The 14,428-nt window shown below is 68.9% G+C and carries 12 protein-coding genes; 5 read left to right on the forward strand and 7 right to left on the reverse strand.

Annotated features, from left to right (window positions below; all coding sequences use genetic code 11):
* Positions 1–7: 7 nt before the first annotated feature.
* Both VKZ50_11550 and VKZ50_11555 read right to left on the reverse strand, forming a co-directional pair.
* The gene (locus tag VKZ50_11550) at positions 8–1,285 is read right to left on the reverse strand and encodes a solute carrier family 23 protein (protein ID HLJ60354.1); all 1,278 of its coding nucleotides are present in this window, start codon (positions 1,283–1,285) and stop codon (positions 8–10) included.
* Positions 1,286–1,587: 302 nt separating this feature from the next.
* A complete protein-coding gene (locus VKZ50_11555) occupies positions 1,588–2,100 on the reverse strand; it encodes a DinB family protein (GenBank protein HLJ60355.1) in 513 nt (170 codons plus the stop codon).
* A gap of 276 nt (positions 2,101–2,376) precedes the next feature.
* On the opposite strand from VKZ50_11555, the gene VKZ50_11560 reads away from it, so the two are divergent.
* Positions 2,377–3,456: a dipeptidase gene (locus VKZ50_11560; GenBank protein ID HLJ60356.1), complete on the forward strand. Its 1,080-nt coding sequence runs from the start codon at positions 2,377–2,379 to the stop codon at positions 3,454–3,456.
* Between the two features lie 212 nt (positions 3,457–3,668).
* Here VKZ50_11560 and msrA read toward each other — a convergent pair whose 3' ends face one another.
* From msrA to VKZ50_11580, 4 genes are all read right to left on the reverse strand, one after another.
* Positions 3,669–4,226: a peptide-methionine (S)-S-oxide reductase MsrA gene (gene msrA / locus VKZ50_11565; GenBank protein ID HLJ60357.1), complete on the reverse strand. Its 558-nt coding sequence runs from the start codon at positions 4,224–4,226 to the stop codon at positions 3,669–3,671.
* Between the two features lie 148 nt (positions 4,227–4,374).
* Positions 4,375–5,517 carry an amidohydrolase family protein gene (locus VKZ50_11570; protein HLJ60358.1) on the reverse strand — a complete coding sequence of 381 codons (1,143 nt, stop codon included), beginning with the start codon at positions 5,515–5,517 and terminating at the stop codon, positions 4,375–4,377.
* A gap of 16 nt (positions 5,518–5,533) precedes the next feature.
* A complete protein-coding gene (locus VKZ50_11575; protein ID HLJ60359.1) occupies positions 5,534–6,868 on the reverse strand; it encodes a glutamine synthetase family protein in 1,335 nt (444 codons plus the stop codon).
* Positions 6,869–7,623: 755 nt separating this feature from the next.
* Complete coding sequence (locus VKZ50_11580) at positions 7,624–7,998, reverse strand: VOC family protein (protein ID HLJ60360.1); 375 nt, start codon at positions 7,996–7,998, stop codon at positions 7,624–7,626.
* Positions 7,999–8,277: 279 nt separating this feature from the next.
* Between VKZ50_11580 and VKZ50_11585 the strand changes: the two genes are divergently transcribed.
* A complete protein-coding gene (locus VKZ50_11585; GenBank protein ID HLJ60361.1) occupies positions 8,278–9,285 on the forward strand; it encodes a plastocyanin/azurin family copper-binding protein in 1,008 nt (335 codons plus the stop codon).
* Between the two features lie 150 nt (positions 9,286–9,435).
* On the opposite strand, the gene VKZ50_11590 is transcribed toward VKZ50_11585, so the two are convergent.
* On the reverse strand, positions 9,436–9,996 hold the full coding sequence (locus tag VKZ50_11590) for a DNA-3-methyladenine glycosylase I (GenBank protein ID HLJ60362.1): 561 nt from the start codon (positions 9,994–9,996) through the stop codon (positions 9,436–9,438).
* Positions 9,997–10,202: 206 nt separating this feature from the next.
* Between VKZ50_11590 and VKZ50_11595 the strand changes: the two genes are divergently transcribed.
* The 3 genes from VKZ50_11595 to VKZ50_11605 all read left to right on the forward strand — a co-directional run bounded on the left by VKZ50_11595 (position 10,203) and on the right by VKZ50_11605 (position 14,410).
* Positions 10,203–11,348 (forward strand): hypothetical protein, encoded by a 1,146-nt coding sequence (locus VKZ50_11595; GenBank protein ID HLJ60363.1) that lies wholly within the window; start codon positions 10,203–10,205, stop codon positions 11,346–11,348.
* 313 nt (positions 11,349–11,661) lie between these two features.
* Positions 11,662–12,861 (forward strand): glycosyltransferase family A protein, encoded by a 1,200-nt coding sequence (locus tag VKZ50_11600; GenBank protein HLJ60364.1) that lies wholly within the window; start codon positions 11,662–11,664, stop codon positions 12,859–12,861.
* Between the two features lie 349 nt (positions 12,862–13,210).
* Positions 13,211–14,410: a sodium:proton antiporter gene (locus VKZ50_11605; protein HLJ60365.1), complete on the forward strand. Its 1,200-nt coding sequence runs from the start codon at positions 13,211–13,213 to the stop codon at positions 14,408–14,410.
* The last annotated feature ends 18 nt before the right edge of the window (positions 14,411–14,428 follow it).

Here is a 14,428-nt window from a genome sequence, read left to right on the forward strand (position 1 = left end):
GCCGGTGTTACGCGTATACGTCGTCCCGCTCGATCCCCGAACCCGGCCGCAGCAACTGATACAGGATGATTGCGCCGAGCGCGCCGAGGCCTAGGTTGTTGATCTCAAACGCGCCCGCCTTGATGTCGGCGCCGCTCGCGGCCAGGATCAACGGGATCGCCGCGGTCGCGAGATTCGCCCGGTTCGAGAAATCCACGCGGCCGTCCACCCAGATCTTGCCGCCGATCGCCGCGATCAACCCGAACAGATAGAGCTCGATGCCGCCGAGGACGCTCAATGGGATGCTGCCCACGAGGCCGCCAAATTTCGGGATGAACCCGAGGAGGATCGCGACGACCGCCGCGGTCGCGTACACGGAGATCGAGAACACCCGCGTGACGCCCATGACGCCGATGTTCTCAGCGTAGGTCGTCTCGCCGGTGCCTCCAAACAGCGCGCTCAACATCGTGCCGAGTCCGTCGCCCATGAACGCGCGGCCGAGAAAGCCGCTCAGATCCCGCTTCATCAGGCCGCTGATCGCGTACACGTGGCCGGTGTTCTCCGCGATCAGCAGAATCGGGACGAACCAGAACAGGCTGAGCGCCTTCCAGGTGAACTGCGGCGGGAAGCTCAACTTCGGATGGCCGAGCCAGGGTGCGCCGCTGACGAGCTGCCAGTTGACGTGGCAGCCGGCCGCGGCCGCCGCGCACGCGGGATCGAGCAGCGCCACCACGTAGCCGACGACGATCCCGATCAAGATCGGCAGGAGGCGGAGGAATCCCCGCAGGTAGACGCTCGCGAGCACCGCGGCCAGAATGGTCACCGTGGCCGTGACGAGGTCCTTCGAATAGCTCCCCCAGGCGACCGGGGCGAGAGCCAAACCGATGACCGCGACCACGGCGCCGGTCACGACGGGCGGCATGAAGGCCCGGATGATCCGGGTGCCGGCCCGGTGGACCACGAACCCGGCGACGAAGTAGAGGGCGCCCGCGATGAAGATCCCGGCGAAGGCGAGCGGCTGATTGTGTCCAGCGCCGCCCTGGATCGCGAGCACGGAGCCGATGAACGAGAAGGACGAGCCGAGGTAGCTCGGTACCTTGCCGCCCGTGATGGCGAGGAACAGCAGCGTCGCGATCCCGCTGAACAGCAGCACCGTGTTGACGTTGAAGCCGAGGATCAGCGGGACCACGACCGTGGCGCCGAACATCGCCATCACGTGCTGGATGCCCATGAGCGCCGTCTGCCCCCAGGGCAGGCGGTCCTCGGGATAGTAGATCGGTTCCTGCGCGGCGGTCGAAGCGGCCATCGTGATCAGCCTCCCCCCGACGAATCGACCTGAGGGAGGGCTGTTCGCTGGTAACGGCGCGGTACCCTCCGGCGCGAGGCGACCTGTTTTCGGCGGTGGCTACGGCTTGAGCGAGGGAGGGTTCGGAGCGGACGGATGTTCCTGAGGAGAGCCGCTGATGGCGAACCGGCAAGCTGTCCGTATGGACGCGATCTGAAGCCTGATGAACAAATAGCAGCCGGACCTTTCGTTGCTTGAGGCTACGTTGGCCGCCATTTGTCTCAACAAACGACCCGCCTCACCGGGAGAGCGCGCGATGACGATTACTCCCAGCCCGTCCGGATCCACTTGAGGGCGGTCCGGTTCTGGAGCGTCTCATCGATGCGCCGCAGATAGGCACTCAATTGACCAGCATGATGCTGTACATGGCGGATGTTGTACACGTGCAACTCACCGCGCGAAAACGGCAGCCAGGCGAATCCCGAGTTGCGTTCGAGGGACTCACGTGTTTCGGCGGCAAGCGTTGCTACCGCCTTCTGCCGGCAGATCGCCACGTATGCGCTTAGCTCGCTTTTGTCGAAGCGTCTGCTCGGAATCTCCGCGTGGAACTCGTCCCACCCTCGGGGATGAAGACCGTCCCGCGGCTGAAATGACTCTTCGTTCGGTGAAAGGTACAAATCGACAAAGCAGAGCGTGTGGTAGGCGACGGTCCAGAACGTGAATTTGGCGATTCTGCCGTCCCAATGCGTCGCAGGACACTTCTGGATGCACGCATTGAGCATGCACAGCGACGCCCCGAATTGGCCCGTGAGAATCTTCCGGACGTAGTCGATCATGGCTGCCCCTCCCTTGCACGGATCCGCCGCGCTCTTCGACCCTTGCCCACATCTGCCCACTCCCCGAGCGGCGGGAACACATGTCTGCGCGAACAGAAGGCGCGTCTGTACGGTATTGGCCCCGCGCCGAATTTCCTCCCGAGACGGCGTTGGGGCGCACGGTCATGTCAGGCGCGGATGTACGATCGTCAGACGTACGCCCCACGGCCGGCGTTGTGATGGGCCGCGAGGATCCGGGAGCAGGGGGAACAACGCGCTCGATGGAAGACAAGGAGCATGGCACAGTCACCGGCATTCCCACCGATCTTCGACGGTCACAACGACACGGTGCTCAGCCTCGAAAAGACGGGGCGATCGTTCCTGGAGCGATCCGCGGAGGGGCATATCGACCTGCCTCGGTCGCGCACCGGCGGCCTCGGCGGCGGCTTTTTCGCGGTCTACATTCGCGATCCCATCATCGCGGACAAAGAGCGGGCGGGCGCGGGCGGGCTTGACCCCGTGCTCGGCATCTACGGCGACGAGCGCACGTGGCCCGAGCCGATGTCCCTCGGATACGCGCAGTCGATGGCGGTGGATCTCTTCGGGCGGTTGCTCCGGGTCGCCGAAGGGTCCGGGGGACAGGTCAAGGTCGTCCGCACCGCGTCCGAGTTGCAGCACAATTTGGATCACGGGATCTTCTCGATGTTGCTGCACTTCGAGGGCGCGGAGCCGCTCGATCCGGAGGGGCGTGCGCTCGAGACGTTCTACGCGGCGGGGCTCCGGTCCGTTGGTCTCACGCACAGCCGGCGCAACCGGTACTGTCAGGGCGTGCCGTTTAAATTTCCCAGTTCGCCCGACCTCGGGCCGGGCCTCAACGACGCCGGCAAGGCGCTCGTCCGCCAGCTCAACGTGCGGAAGGTGATGATCGATCTCTCGCACCTGAACGAGCAGGGGTTCTGGGACGTCGCGAAGCTGAGCGACGCCCCGCTCGTGGCGACACACTCCAATGCGCACGCGCTGTCGCCGACCCCGCGAAACCTCACCGACCGGCAACTCGACGCGATCCGCGACTCCCGGGGCGTCGCCGGGTTGAATTTCCACGTCGGGTTCCTGCGCAAGGACGGCGGGCGGGACGTGAACACACCGATCGCCACCATGGTGGATCACATCGAGTACATGGTTAAGCGAATGGGGATCGACCATGTCGCGCTGGGGTCCGATTTCGACGGCGCCACCATGCCGGAGGAACTTCGGGACGCGGCGGGGCTGCCGGCGTTGGTGCGGGGCTTCCAGGATCGCGGATACCAGGGTGAGGACCTGCGCAAGCTGCTCCACGGCAACTGGGTGCGCGTGCTGCGGGAGACCTGGGGCGGCTAGCGCGGGACGCACGGGGTCCGACGTCGGTCCCGGCCGATGTCGACGCGGCCCGCGCCGGGTCAGCGGTCGAGCACCTCGGATCGACCCATCGGGCTGACGTATTCCCGCACCTCTGCGATGCGGTTGTCGCGGACGCGGAGCCCCTACACGAAGGGCATACAGAGCGGGGTCAGCCCCGTATGTCGCGACGAACGCGAGTGTGCTGACCGGTACTACGTCGCGGCGCGAACCAGCTTCTCGCGATAGTGTTGCCGGAACTTGGCCAGCTTGGGCGCGATGACCGCGCGGCAGTACGGCTGGCCGCCGTTGTTCGCGTAGTACTCCTGATGGTAGGCCTCGGCTTTGTAGAATGTTGCAAACGGCGTGATCTCGGTTACGATCGGCTTCGGCCACAGCTTCGCCACGGTGATCTCCCGGATCACCTGCTCGGCCACTGCCTTTTGCTCCGGTGTGTGGTAAAAGACCGCCGACCGGTACTGCGTTCCGACGTCCCCACCTTGCCGGTTTAACGTCGTGGGATCGTGCGTGGTGAAAAAAACCTCCAGGATCTCTTTGAGGGAGATCACGGAAGGATCGAACGTCACCTGGACGACCTCTGCGTGGCCGGTCGCACCGCTGCACACCTGCTCATACGTCGGGTTCGGCCTCGTCCCGCCTGAGTATCCCGATTCCACCTTCTCGACACCCCGCAGCTCCGAGAACACCGCCTCGGTGCACCAGAAGCAGCCTCCCGCGAGCGTGATGACCTCGTGTCCTTGTGCGTGCTCCATCGGTCCACCCTCCGTCGTGTCAGGCCGTCGCGGCGCTGTTCGGCGACGCCCCATTCTCCATACGACGGCCGCATCGGAATTCATCCCACCCGCGAGTTCGTGCGCCGGGCGCCCGATGCGAGCGACACTGTTGGGATCGCTCGGACGGTTAGCGCGAACCGTGCGACCCGATTCCGTAGAGCGCGGCCGCGTTGTCGTGGAGCAGCAGCCGCGCCAGCGCGTCGCGGTCCGCCCGCGGGAGGTAGCCGCGCGCCTCGACCGCCTGCGCCGCGACATCGAGCGCCTGCCGCGCGTGGCGGGCGCCCAGCCAGAACAGCTCCGGGATCGAGAACGCGTCCGTGGCCAGCAGGATCTTTGTGGCCGGCGCCATCGCGAGCGCATCGGCGATCGCGTCCGCGGCGCCGTGCGCGAGAAACGGGATGGTCAGGGAGAGATCCACGTGCACGTGCGGGTAGACCGCAGCCAGCCACGCCGCCTCGCGGACGTACGGGTGGCTGTGGAGGAGTACGAGCGGGGCGCCACGGAACGCGGGCTCCTCGATGATCGGCCGCAGCCATACGGGGTTCACGAGGCGCAGGTCGAGGTCGCGATCTCCGAACCCGGCGTGGATCTGCACGGGCAGGCGCCGTCGCGCGGCCACCTCGAGGGCGCGTCTCAGGAGGGTGTCCAGAAGCGGTTTGGACTGCAGGCGCGGGCGGCCCGCCAGGAACGCGGCGCGCGTCTCGCTGAACGCCGTCTCGCGGGCGTCCTGATCCCACAGGTCGATCGCGAGCCCGGTCCGGTACGCGATGATCGTCTTGAACGCCCACAGGTCCGCCTCGGCGGCGGCCTCCACCGCCGCGACGAACCGATCTTGAAAGTCGCGCCACGTCGTCGCCCCAGGGACGAGGCGCTCCGCGAGCGTCTCCAGCCGAAGCACGGGAAACGCCGGGCAAGGGAGGAGGGCCCGCAGGCCTTCGAGGTCGTAGTGCTCCTGCACGCGCAGCCCGAGATCGACCAGGATGCCCGCGATGCCGGCGTCCGCGAGCATCTTGCGGACGAGCCGGTCGAGTGGCCACCCCGCCCGGGCGGCGAACACCGCGTCCTCAGTCGGGGCACACCCGAAGAACGTCGCCAGATCGCGCAGCGCCCGTCGGTAGAAGAGGCTCCACGGCACGTGTCGTTCGATGATCTCGGCGGCGTCGCTCTCGGTGAAACAGGCGCGGAACTCGCGCGGCGTGGCGGGTTGCCGGAGCAGCAGAGAGTGGGCGTGCTGGTCCAGGAGGGGAATATGGGCGAAGGGGTCGTCCATCACCGCACCGGTCGCCTCAGTACTTCAGGAGGTGCGCCTGCACCTGGGTGTCGTCGGGCAAGTCCCGCAGCCCGTCCCATTCGCCGCGCCGGACGGCGATGTAGGAGCGGGCGAGCGGGGCCCCGAGCGCGTCCAGCAGCACGGGATCGTCCAGGAGCGCGTCCACGGCCTCGCCGAGGGTGCGCGGCAATGCGCGAATGCCCCGCGCGGCGCGCTCGGCTTCGGGCAGGTCCGCCGGATCTCCCGTGACGGGAGCGCCGGGCGGCAATTCCCGGCGAAGGCCGTCGAGTCCGGCCGCGATGACGCCGGCGAGCGCTAAGTACGGGTTCGCGCTGCCGTCCGCGGTCTTAAGCTCCAGGTTGAACGAGGTGGGACCGCGCCGCGGCGATACGATTCGGACGGCCGCCTCCCGGTGGTCCACGCCCCAGCAGGCGAATGCACCGGCCCACGTGCGGGGGCGCAGACGCGCGTAGGAGTTCACGGAGGGCGTGGTCAGCGCGCACAGGCCCGGCAGGTGGTGGAGCAGGCCCCCGACCCAGGCGTTGCCGTCCCGCGAGAGGTACGCAGGATCGCGTTCGTCATACAGCGCATTGCGCCCACCCCGCCACAGGCTGAGGTGCAGGTGGCACCCGCTGCCGGCCGCGTCCGGCACCGGCTTCGGCGCGAACGACGCCACCGTGCCGTGGCGGAGCGCGACGCCGCGCACCGCGTCGCGCAGCAGCACGTGACGGTCGGCGGCGGCGACCGGGGCTGCGTGGTGGATCGAGATCTCAAATTGACCCGGGCCGGACTCGGGATAGAGCAGGCCGACCCCGAGCCGCATCGTGTTGAGCGTGTCGATCAGGTCCCGCACCGTGTCGTGCGCCTGATCGTGCGCGACCGTCATGGCGAAGTTGGTGCGGTCCACGGGCTCGTAGCCTGCGCCGGTCGGCCGGAACAGATAGAACTCCGGTTCGAACGCCGCCTGGATCTCGATCCCGTCGGCGGCGGCCGCCGCTACGGCGCGCTTGAGACACGCGCGCGGGCACTGCTCCCACGGCGCGTCGGACATCGTCACGAAGTCGCCCAGCATCGTCGCGCATCCGGCACTGTACGGAAGCGGCGTGAACGTCGCCGGATCGGGAATGAGCCACGCCTCGCCCGCCGCGGTGAGGCCACTCGCGGCCAGGACCGTGTCCCTCATCATGGGGAGCGCCTGCTGGGCGACGCTGAACCCCACGCCCCACCGGAGGACATCCTCAAGTCCGTCGAGCGGGACGGTCTTCGCCCGGATGAGGTTGGCGTTGTCGCAGTATGCGATCCGGACGAGGCTCACGCCGGCGGCGCGCGCGCGGTCGGTCAGCGACTCCATGGCACGCTACCGATTCGAGGCGCGCGAGCCGATCACCCCCGCACGGCCGCGGCGTCCTCGGCGAGTGGTCCGGCGCGCCGCCGGGAACCGGGCGGCGCCTCGCGGACGTTTGACGACGCGGGCGGAATCGGGGAATAATCAACGGAGGAACGCGAGTGTGGCCGCTGCACCGTTCGGCTCGTGCGTCTTGGGGGTGCGCGGAGTGAGGACGGTATGATGGATCCTGGCAGGAAGCCTATCGCCCTGTTCGTTGCGGCCGGCGCGACGATCGCCGTGCTCGCCGCCGGGTTGGCGTATGTGGGGCGCAACGGCCTCCCGGGCGGCCTGGTGGCACCGGCGGGACACTCGCAGGTCTCGCCTCGCTCGGCCGGCGGAGCCCACGGGCCGGTTTCCGCCCCGCCATCGGTACCCGCGCAGAGATCCGGCGGTGCGAGCGGAACCGGCGCGGAGGGCCGCGGCGCCGCTTCTGCTCCCGCGTCGGGCGTTCACCCGGCGACGCCGCGTGTCCACACGTCAACGCCGAACGGTCTGGGTGCGTCCACTTCGGCGCGCACCCGGGCGTCGATCCACCTCACGTTCCCCCGACACTGGCGCCCGACCACCTATGAGATCGGGCCGGCGAAGCCTCGGCCACCCGTCACCCTTGTTTCACCGGTTCCGCTCGACTGCGCCGCCTGCCCGCCGAACGCGGTCAACCACTGACGACGCGGCCCTTGGCCGCTTTCCCGCGGTGACCGCCGCGCAGCCGGCCGGGATCACCCGTCGTAGCTGCCCAAGATCGTCGTGAATTCGATCAGGTTCCCAAACGGGTCCCGGCAGAAAAACCGAGGCCGGTTGTGAATCGGCGGCGCGGCAAGCGGCGCGTGCCCGGCTGTCTCGAGCCGGCGGTGCACGTCCTCGAGGTCGTCCACCGCGAGTGACAGGTGGCGGCGATGCGTCGGATCGGGCGTGCCCTCGAAGAAATGCAGCTCGAGATCGCCGCGGCCGGCGGCGAACCAGACGAGGCGACTCCAATCCAGCGTGGCAGGAACCGGAATCTCGCGGAGACCGAGCAGGCGGCCGTAGAACTGGCGTACCTCGTCCTGCCCCCCTGGCCAGAACGGCGACGACACGTGCTGTAGTCGGGCCATCGCAGATCCTCTCCTCCTCGGCGCTGTACCGGCGGCACCCCGAGGGAGAAGTTCGCGCCGCGTGGGACGCGTCCTCCGGTCCGGCTGGGGATACGGGCGCGTCAGCCGACGCGTCCCGGCGCAGGGCCGGGCGTGTTGACGAGGCCGGAGCCTCGAGTTCGTCAGGACCGGAACAGGGTTTCGCGCCCGCCGGTGAGAACACTACGTTCTCACGTTCACGCGAAATGTGCGACTCGCGCCGGTCGGTGGACCGCTCGCGGCGCGAAGAGGGGGGAATCGATGGCAAGGATCGCGGCTGCACTGGTCTCGGTGGCACTGGGGATTGGCCTTTTTGTCGGATTGGGGAACGCGGCCCCGGGGAAGACGTGGAAGGTGGCGGTCGGCGCGGACTCGCCCGACCACGCGGTGCAAGTGCTAGACTACTTTCCGCGGTCGATCACGATCGACGCCGGCGACTCGATCACCTTCACCATGGCCGCCGTCGCGGACCACACGGTGACGTTGCTCTCGGGGGCGAAGCCGCTCCCGCTGGAGGAGCCACAGAAGGACGGACGCCTGCGGTTCCCGTCCAATGTGGCCTTTCCACAAGGGGGTCCCGCCTACAACGGTACCGGCCTCGCCAGCTCGGGCTTGATGTCCGGTCTCGGGAAGAGCTGGACGGTGACCTTTACCAAGCCCGGCCGGTACACGTACCAATGCCTGTTGCATCCGGCGCAGGTGGGGACCGTCGTCGTCCAGGCCGCGGGAGCGCCGTACCCTAAGACTCAGGCCGACTACGACCGGTTGGCCGCGCAGGCTCGGACGCAGGCGCTCGCCGCCGGCGCAAAACTGCGGGCGGCGACCCGAGCCACCGCGTCCAAGGGCGCACACGGGGCCGTGTACACCGCGCCGATGGTGGGCAACTATGCGCAGCGCCTGGCGCTATACCGGTTCGGCAGCGACACGTTGACGATCAAGGCCGGTGACACCGTCAAGTGGGTGATGACGGACCCCGACGAGATCCACACGGTCACGTTTGCGGGAATGGACTCGCTCCCCGACTTCATCGTGCCCTCGCCGAAGCCGCAGGGACCGCCTGATCTCTACTACAATCCGAAGGTGCTCGCGCCCGCGGGCGGCCCGACGCATACGGGCGTCGGGTTCTACAACTCCGGCATCCTGGTTCCGGTAACCCCGCCGGGGCCGACCACCTACAGCCTCAAATTTACCAAGCCCGGGACGTACACCTATTGGTGCGTGGTGCACGTTCCGGAGGGCATGCGCGGAACAGTCGTCGTCACGCCGTAGCGCGCGGCGCCAGGGTGAGACGCGGGCGGCGGGCGAGACCCCGCCGCCCGCGTTCGTTCCGGATCCGCCGACAACCGCCGGTCCGGAATCCCGCCCGCACGCGGCGGTTGTGGTCGTGGAGGTGCGCACGGAGGCCGCCGGCCGCGCCCATCAGCCGCGGATCCGCCGGAAGCACGTCACCAGGTGGTCGTCGACGAGGCCGACCGCTTGCATGAACGCGTAGCACGTCGTCGGACCGACGAAGGCGAAGCCCCGGCGCTTCATGTCCTTGCTCATCGCGCGCGACTCGTCCGTCTCGGCGGGAACGTCCCGGGGACTCCGCCGGGTTCTTTGGATCGGCGTGCCGTCGACGAACTGCCATACGTACGCGTCGAAGCTGCCGAACGCGTCACGCACGGCGAGGATCGCGCGGGCATTTGTCACCGCCGAGGCGATCTTGAGCCGGTTCCGGACAAGGCCGGGATCGCGGAGGAGCCGTCGGCGCCGGGCGGCGTCGAACCGCGCCACCGTCTCCGGATCGAACTCCTCGAACGCGGCACGGTAATGCGGGCGTTTCCTGAGGATGGTGATCCAACTCAGGCCGGCCTGCGCGCCTTCGAGCACGAGGAACTCGAACAATACGCGGTCATCGTGGACCGGCGTGCCCCACTCGGTGTCGTGGTAGGCCGTCAACAGCGGATCGCCCGCCGCCCACCAGCAGCGCGTCACCATATGCGGTCCCCCCGTGCGGCACCGATTGCCGGCGCCGCACCGCGCACCTTCTGCAGACGTGGGTCTGTCCCTGCCGTCGACGGGCCGCGCCTCCTCAGCGGCGTCGGCGCGGCCGGAGCGCCGATTGTGCGGAGGGGAGCGGCGCGCCGCGCTGAAGACCACCGGGACGTCCACGCGTCGGACGCGACGGCCAACGGGAGGCGCGCATGACGGGCCACGCAGGTCGGGTGAACGGGTTTACACAGATCGGGTATCTGGACTGCCCGGGGGGCGGTCAGGTCATCGTGGAGGGGCGCTATGCGTATGTGGGGCATATGGCGCCGCCCCATGGCACCAGCATCATCGACGTTGCGGATCCCGCTTCGCCCCGGCTCGTGGCGCGCCTGCCCGTCCCGGACGCCGTGCACTCCCACAAGGTGCGCGTCCTCGGCGACGTGATGCTCGTCAACCATGAGCGGTACGGCGCGGGCGCGGGAGACGAAGGTATCACGCCAGAGGTGGGCCTCAAGATCTACGATATCGGCGACCGGTCGCGGCCGCGCGAAATCGCGTTCTTCCGCACGCACGCCCGGGGCGTGCATCGCTTCGACTTGCAGGGTCCGCGCGTATTCATGTCCACCGAGTGGGAGGGTTTCGTCTCGAACATCCTCGCGATTGTGGACATTGCTGACCCCGCACGCCCTTCGCTTGTCGGGCGCTGGTGGCTTCCGGGACAGCACGCGGCCGGGGGAGAGGTGACGCCGGGCGGAGCGCACTATTGGATGCACCTCGCGCTCGCTCGCGGCGATCGGGCGTACGCGGCGTGCGGGCGCGCCGGCGCCGTCATCGTGGACATCTCCGATCCCCGTCGTCCCGCGACGGTCGGCGCCGCGGCGTGGAGCCCCCCCTACGATTCGCCGACGCACACGTTTCTGCCGGTGCCGCACCGCATCCGCGGCCGGGAGTTCGCGGTCGTCACCGACGAGGACGTCACCGATGACGTGCTGGAGGATCCGCCGGCGTTTATGTGGGTGCTGGACATTACCAACGAACGCCTGCCGGTGCCCGTGGCGACGTATCAGGTGGATCCGGCCGGGCTCGCGGTCGCGGGGAAGCGGTTCGGCGCGCACCAGCCGTGGGAGCATATCCGGGAAGACAACGTGGTGTTCCTCGCGTGGTTCAGCGGTGGAGTGCGCGCGGTCGACATTGCCAATCCCTACGCGCCCCGCGAGCTGGGATGGTACGTCCCCGCGGCGCCGGCGGGCGCAAGCGTGCCCCAAACCAACGACATTGCCGTGGATTCGCGAGGCCTGGTCTTCGCGATCGACCGGCATCGCGGGCTCAGCATTCTCGAGTTCGATCCCGCGCGCTAGCCCCGCGCGTGTGACCGGGTGTCTCGCACGCCGCACCACCGGGGTGCGGCCCACGGCCGGACCCGGCGTCTTGCCCGATCGGCCTGGATGGCTCGTTGCGGTTCGGCATGAGGTTCGGACCTCGCCGGAGAAGTAGCGCGCGACCGAATCGGGGGAGCGCCGCCGGTGTTCGTCCTGCGCCCGGACGTCGGGTCCGTCGCCCGATCGCGCGACGTCGGCGTGGCGATACGGGGCGACAGATCAGCGTGACCGCGGTGCGGCCGCGGGCGCCGGCGTGAAAACGGGCGCAACTTCCCTTCCGGTATCCGGGACGATGGTGAGACCCCTCGTCAGCGCGATCATTACAACTCACAACCGCGCCGGCCTTCTCGCAGAGGCGCTCTCTTCGGTCTACGCGCAGGAGCGGCGCGGGGAGTTGTTCGAGTTGGAAGTGATCGTGGTCGACGATGCGTCCTCGGACGACACCCCGGCGGTGGTCGCTCGATTCCCGGCCACGTACCTGCGTCACGGCGTGAATCGGGGCGCGGCGGCCGCCCGCAATACCGGCGTCGAGGCCGGCCGAGGCGCCTACGTCGCCTTTCTGGACGACGACGACCTTTGGTTGCCAAGCAAACTGCGGACCCAGGTGCCGGTGCTCGAGGCCCATGCGGACGTCGGGGTCGTGTACAGCTCCTTCGTGTTGACGCAGGACGGCCGGGAGAAGGAGTGGCCCGTGTTCGGACCGTCCGGCGATATCTTTGATCAGCTCCTGATGGGGAATTTCATCGCGATGATGACGACGCTTGTGCGCCGATCGGCGCTGTTGCAGGTCGGCGGGTTCGACGTCGAACTCGCCAGCGCAGAAGACTATGACTTCTGGCTCCGGCTCAGCCATCGCGTCCCGTTTCACTTCGTTCGTGGGCCTGTCGCCGCGGTGCGCCCGTCGCTGCAGGGTCTGGGGTCCAGCGCCGTGGCGACCGGCGCCAGTCGAAAGGTGCATCGCCGCATCGTCGCACGGGCGTTGGCGCTCGAGCCGAACCTCACGCCCGAGGCAGTGCAGGACGTGATCGACAACATGGAGTTGCGGAACGCCGAGCTCCTGTACATCATGCCACGCGCCGTCGCCCTCGCCCAGATGCTCGCCCACCTTGGGGAGTATCCGCGAGTGATCCGACATGTGGGGGTTCGCGAGCAGTTGGCAGCGCTCGCCTGCCAGGAGGCGGTCGACTCGCCTGATCCGTTTCACGCGGCCGCAGCGGTCTGCGGCGCGGTCGCGCAGGCTGCGGGTACCACGGGGGAGGCGCGGCGTCTCGCAAGCGCGGTGTGGACCGAGCTTGCCCTTCGGCTCTTGCGACAGCGGCGCGTGGGCCTCGCCGTGCGCGCGGCATGGGGAGGCGTGCGTCGTGATCCGGTACAGTTCGTCGGACGCGGGTTCGACGCCGTGCGCCACGCCGCGGGGCTCCGTGAGGTCGTGCGGACCGCCCCGCGCGATTTCACCCGTCGTCTGCAACGGCGTGCCACACTACCCGGATGACCGCACCGGGCATCGCGGCGGCGAGCGCCGACAGCGCGGTCATGGATCAGACCGTCCGCTGGACCTGCGGGTGATCCCGGCCCGCTCTCGTGGCAGTTCCGACGCCCAGCTGCGGACGGTGCCCAAACGCCGCGCCGGTCGGCGACTCGCGAATCCGTGCGGTCGGGTTGACCTCCCTCCTTTCCGAGCGTCGCGCGGAGTGCGTACGTTCCGGCCCGGCGGCGCGCGCTGAGGCGGACGTGACGCCCGGCGCAGGCGTGCGCTCCTTCGTCGTCGCGCGCGTTCTGTCGCCCGGGGGCTTTCGGGTCGCGAAGCAGGCGACGCGCTCAGTCGCACGAAACCTCCGTTCATGACGGCGCTCAGTCTTGCGCTCCGATTCATGCTCGTCGCCGCGGCCGTGTCGATTGTCACGGAGCAACTGCGCGTGCCGTACACGATCGCGCTCGTCCTCGCGGGTCTCGTGATCGGCAACATGCACCTTGCGCCTGCGATCCCAGTCACCCCCGAGATCCTCCTGACGCTGCTCATCCCGCCGCTGCTGTTCGAGGGCGGACTGCGCCTTCCACCCCGTCACCTGAAGACGTACTGGGGGCTGATCGGGCTCCTGGCGGTGCCCGGCACGCTGGTGACGGCCGCGGCGCTCGGCTGGGTCGCAAGCGCGCTGTTTCACCTGGACTTTCGCAGCGCGCTGCTGCTCGGCGCCATCGTTTCCGCGATCGACCCCGTGAGCGTGCAGGCGTTGCTGCGCGAGGCCAGGTTGGACCTCCGGCTCGGCACCGTGCTGGACGGCGAGGCGATCCTGAACGACGGTGTGGCGATCATCTTGTTCACGATCGTGGCCGGCGCGGCCGTTGGGCCCGTCGGCGCAGCCCTCCGGTTTGTCTGGCTACTCGTCGGCGGCATGACGATCGGCGGACTCGTGGCCCTGGCGACATCGTACGCGCTGGGCCGTACGCAGCGCCCGCTCGTCGAGGCGCTCGGCAGTCTGATCGCGTCGCTGGGCGCGCTTCTTGTCGCCGGCAGCGTGGGGGCGAGCGGGGTGATCGCCGTGGTCACCGCGGGCGTCGTGTTCGCCAGTTACGGCCCCCGCAACCTCACCGACACTGGCCGCGAGACCGTGAACACCATCTGGGACATGATCGCGTTTCTCGCCAACTCGGTGTTGTTTCTCCTCATCGGCATCGAGGTGCCCGCGGCGCTGCTCGGACACTACTGGCAGCTCATCGCGGTCGTGGCGGGGGCGGGGTTGATCGTGCGGTGGGCGGTGGTCCACGGGTCGATGGCGATCTGGCAGACTCGAACGCACCTGCTGCCGAATGCGTGGCGCCCCGTGCTCGTGTGGGGCGGGCTGCGCGGCGGCGTCGCCATCGCGCTCGCGCTCGGTATCGATCCGGCGCTTCCCGCGCGGGACGCGATCGTGGCCGGCGCGTTCGGCCTCGTCGTGTTCACCCTGCTCGTGCAGGGACTCTCGATGCGGCCGGTGATGCGGTGGGCCGGCATGCTGTCGGCACCCCGCGGAGGCACGGAGGCGGCGGACGCGACCCCGTAGACGTCGCGACACGCCGGT

Source organism: bacterium (genome assembly GCA_035295165.1).
Classification (GTDB): Bacteria; Sysuimicrobiota; Sysuimicrobiia; order Sysuimicrobiales; family Segetimicrobiaceae; genus JAJPIA01.

Bases quoted from the DNA above. Each gene is read 5' to 3' on its own strand.
- VKZ50_11580 (HLJ60360.1), bottom strand. From the start codon at position 7,998: ATGGCCCGACTACAGCACGTGTCGTCGCCGTTCTGGCCAGGGGGGCAG.
- VKZ50_11600 (HLJ60364.1), top strand. From the start codon at position 11,662: ATGGTGAGACCCCTCGTCAGCGCGATCATTACAACTCACAACCGCGCC.
- VKZ50_11555 (HLJ60355.1), bottom strand. From the start codon at position 2,100: ATGATCGACTACGTCCGGAAGATTCTCACGGGCCAATTCGGGGCGTCG.
- VKZ50_11570 (HLJ60358.1), bottom strand. From the start codon at position 5,517: ATGGACGACCCCTTCGCCCATATTCCCCTCCTGGACCAGCACGCCCAC.
- VKZ50_11595 (HLJ60363.1), top strand. From the start codon at position 10,203: ATGACGGGCCACGCAGGTCGGGTGAACGGGTTTACACAGATCGGGTAT.
- VKZ50_11550 (HLJ60354.1), bottom strand. From the start codon at position 1,285: ATGGCCGCTTCGACCGCCGCGCAGGAACCGATCTACTATCCCGAGGAC.
- VKZ50_11575 (HLJ60359.1), bottom strand. From the start codon at position 6,868: ATGGAGTCGCTGACCGACCGCGCGCGCGCCGCCGGCGTGAGCCTCGTC.
- msrA (HLJ60357.1), bottom strand. From the start codon at position 4,226: ATGGAGCACGCACAAGGACACGAGGTCATCACGCTCGCGGGAGGCTGC.
- VKZ50_11560 (HLJ60356.1), top strand. From the start codon at position 2,377: ATGGCACAGTCACCGGCATTCCCACCGATCTTCGACGGTCACAACGAC.
- VKZ50_11590 (HLJ60362.1), bottom strand. From the start codon at position 9,996: ATGGTGACGCGCTGCTGGTGGGCGGCGGGCGATCCGCTGTTGACGGCC.
- VKZ50_11585 (HLJ60361.1), top strand. From the start codon at position 8,278: ATGGCAAGGATCGCGGCTGCACTGGTCTCGGTGGCACTGGGGATTGGC.
- VKZ50_11605 (HLJ60365.1), top strand. From the start codon at position 13,211: ATGACGGCGCTCAGTCTTGCGCTCCGATTCATGCTCGTCGCCGCGGCC.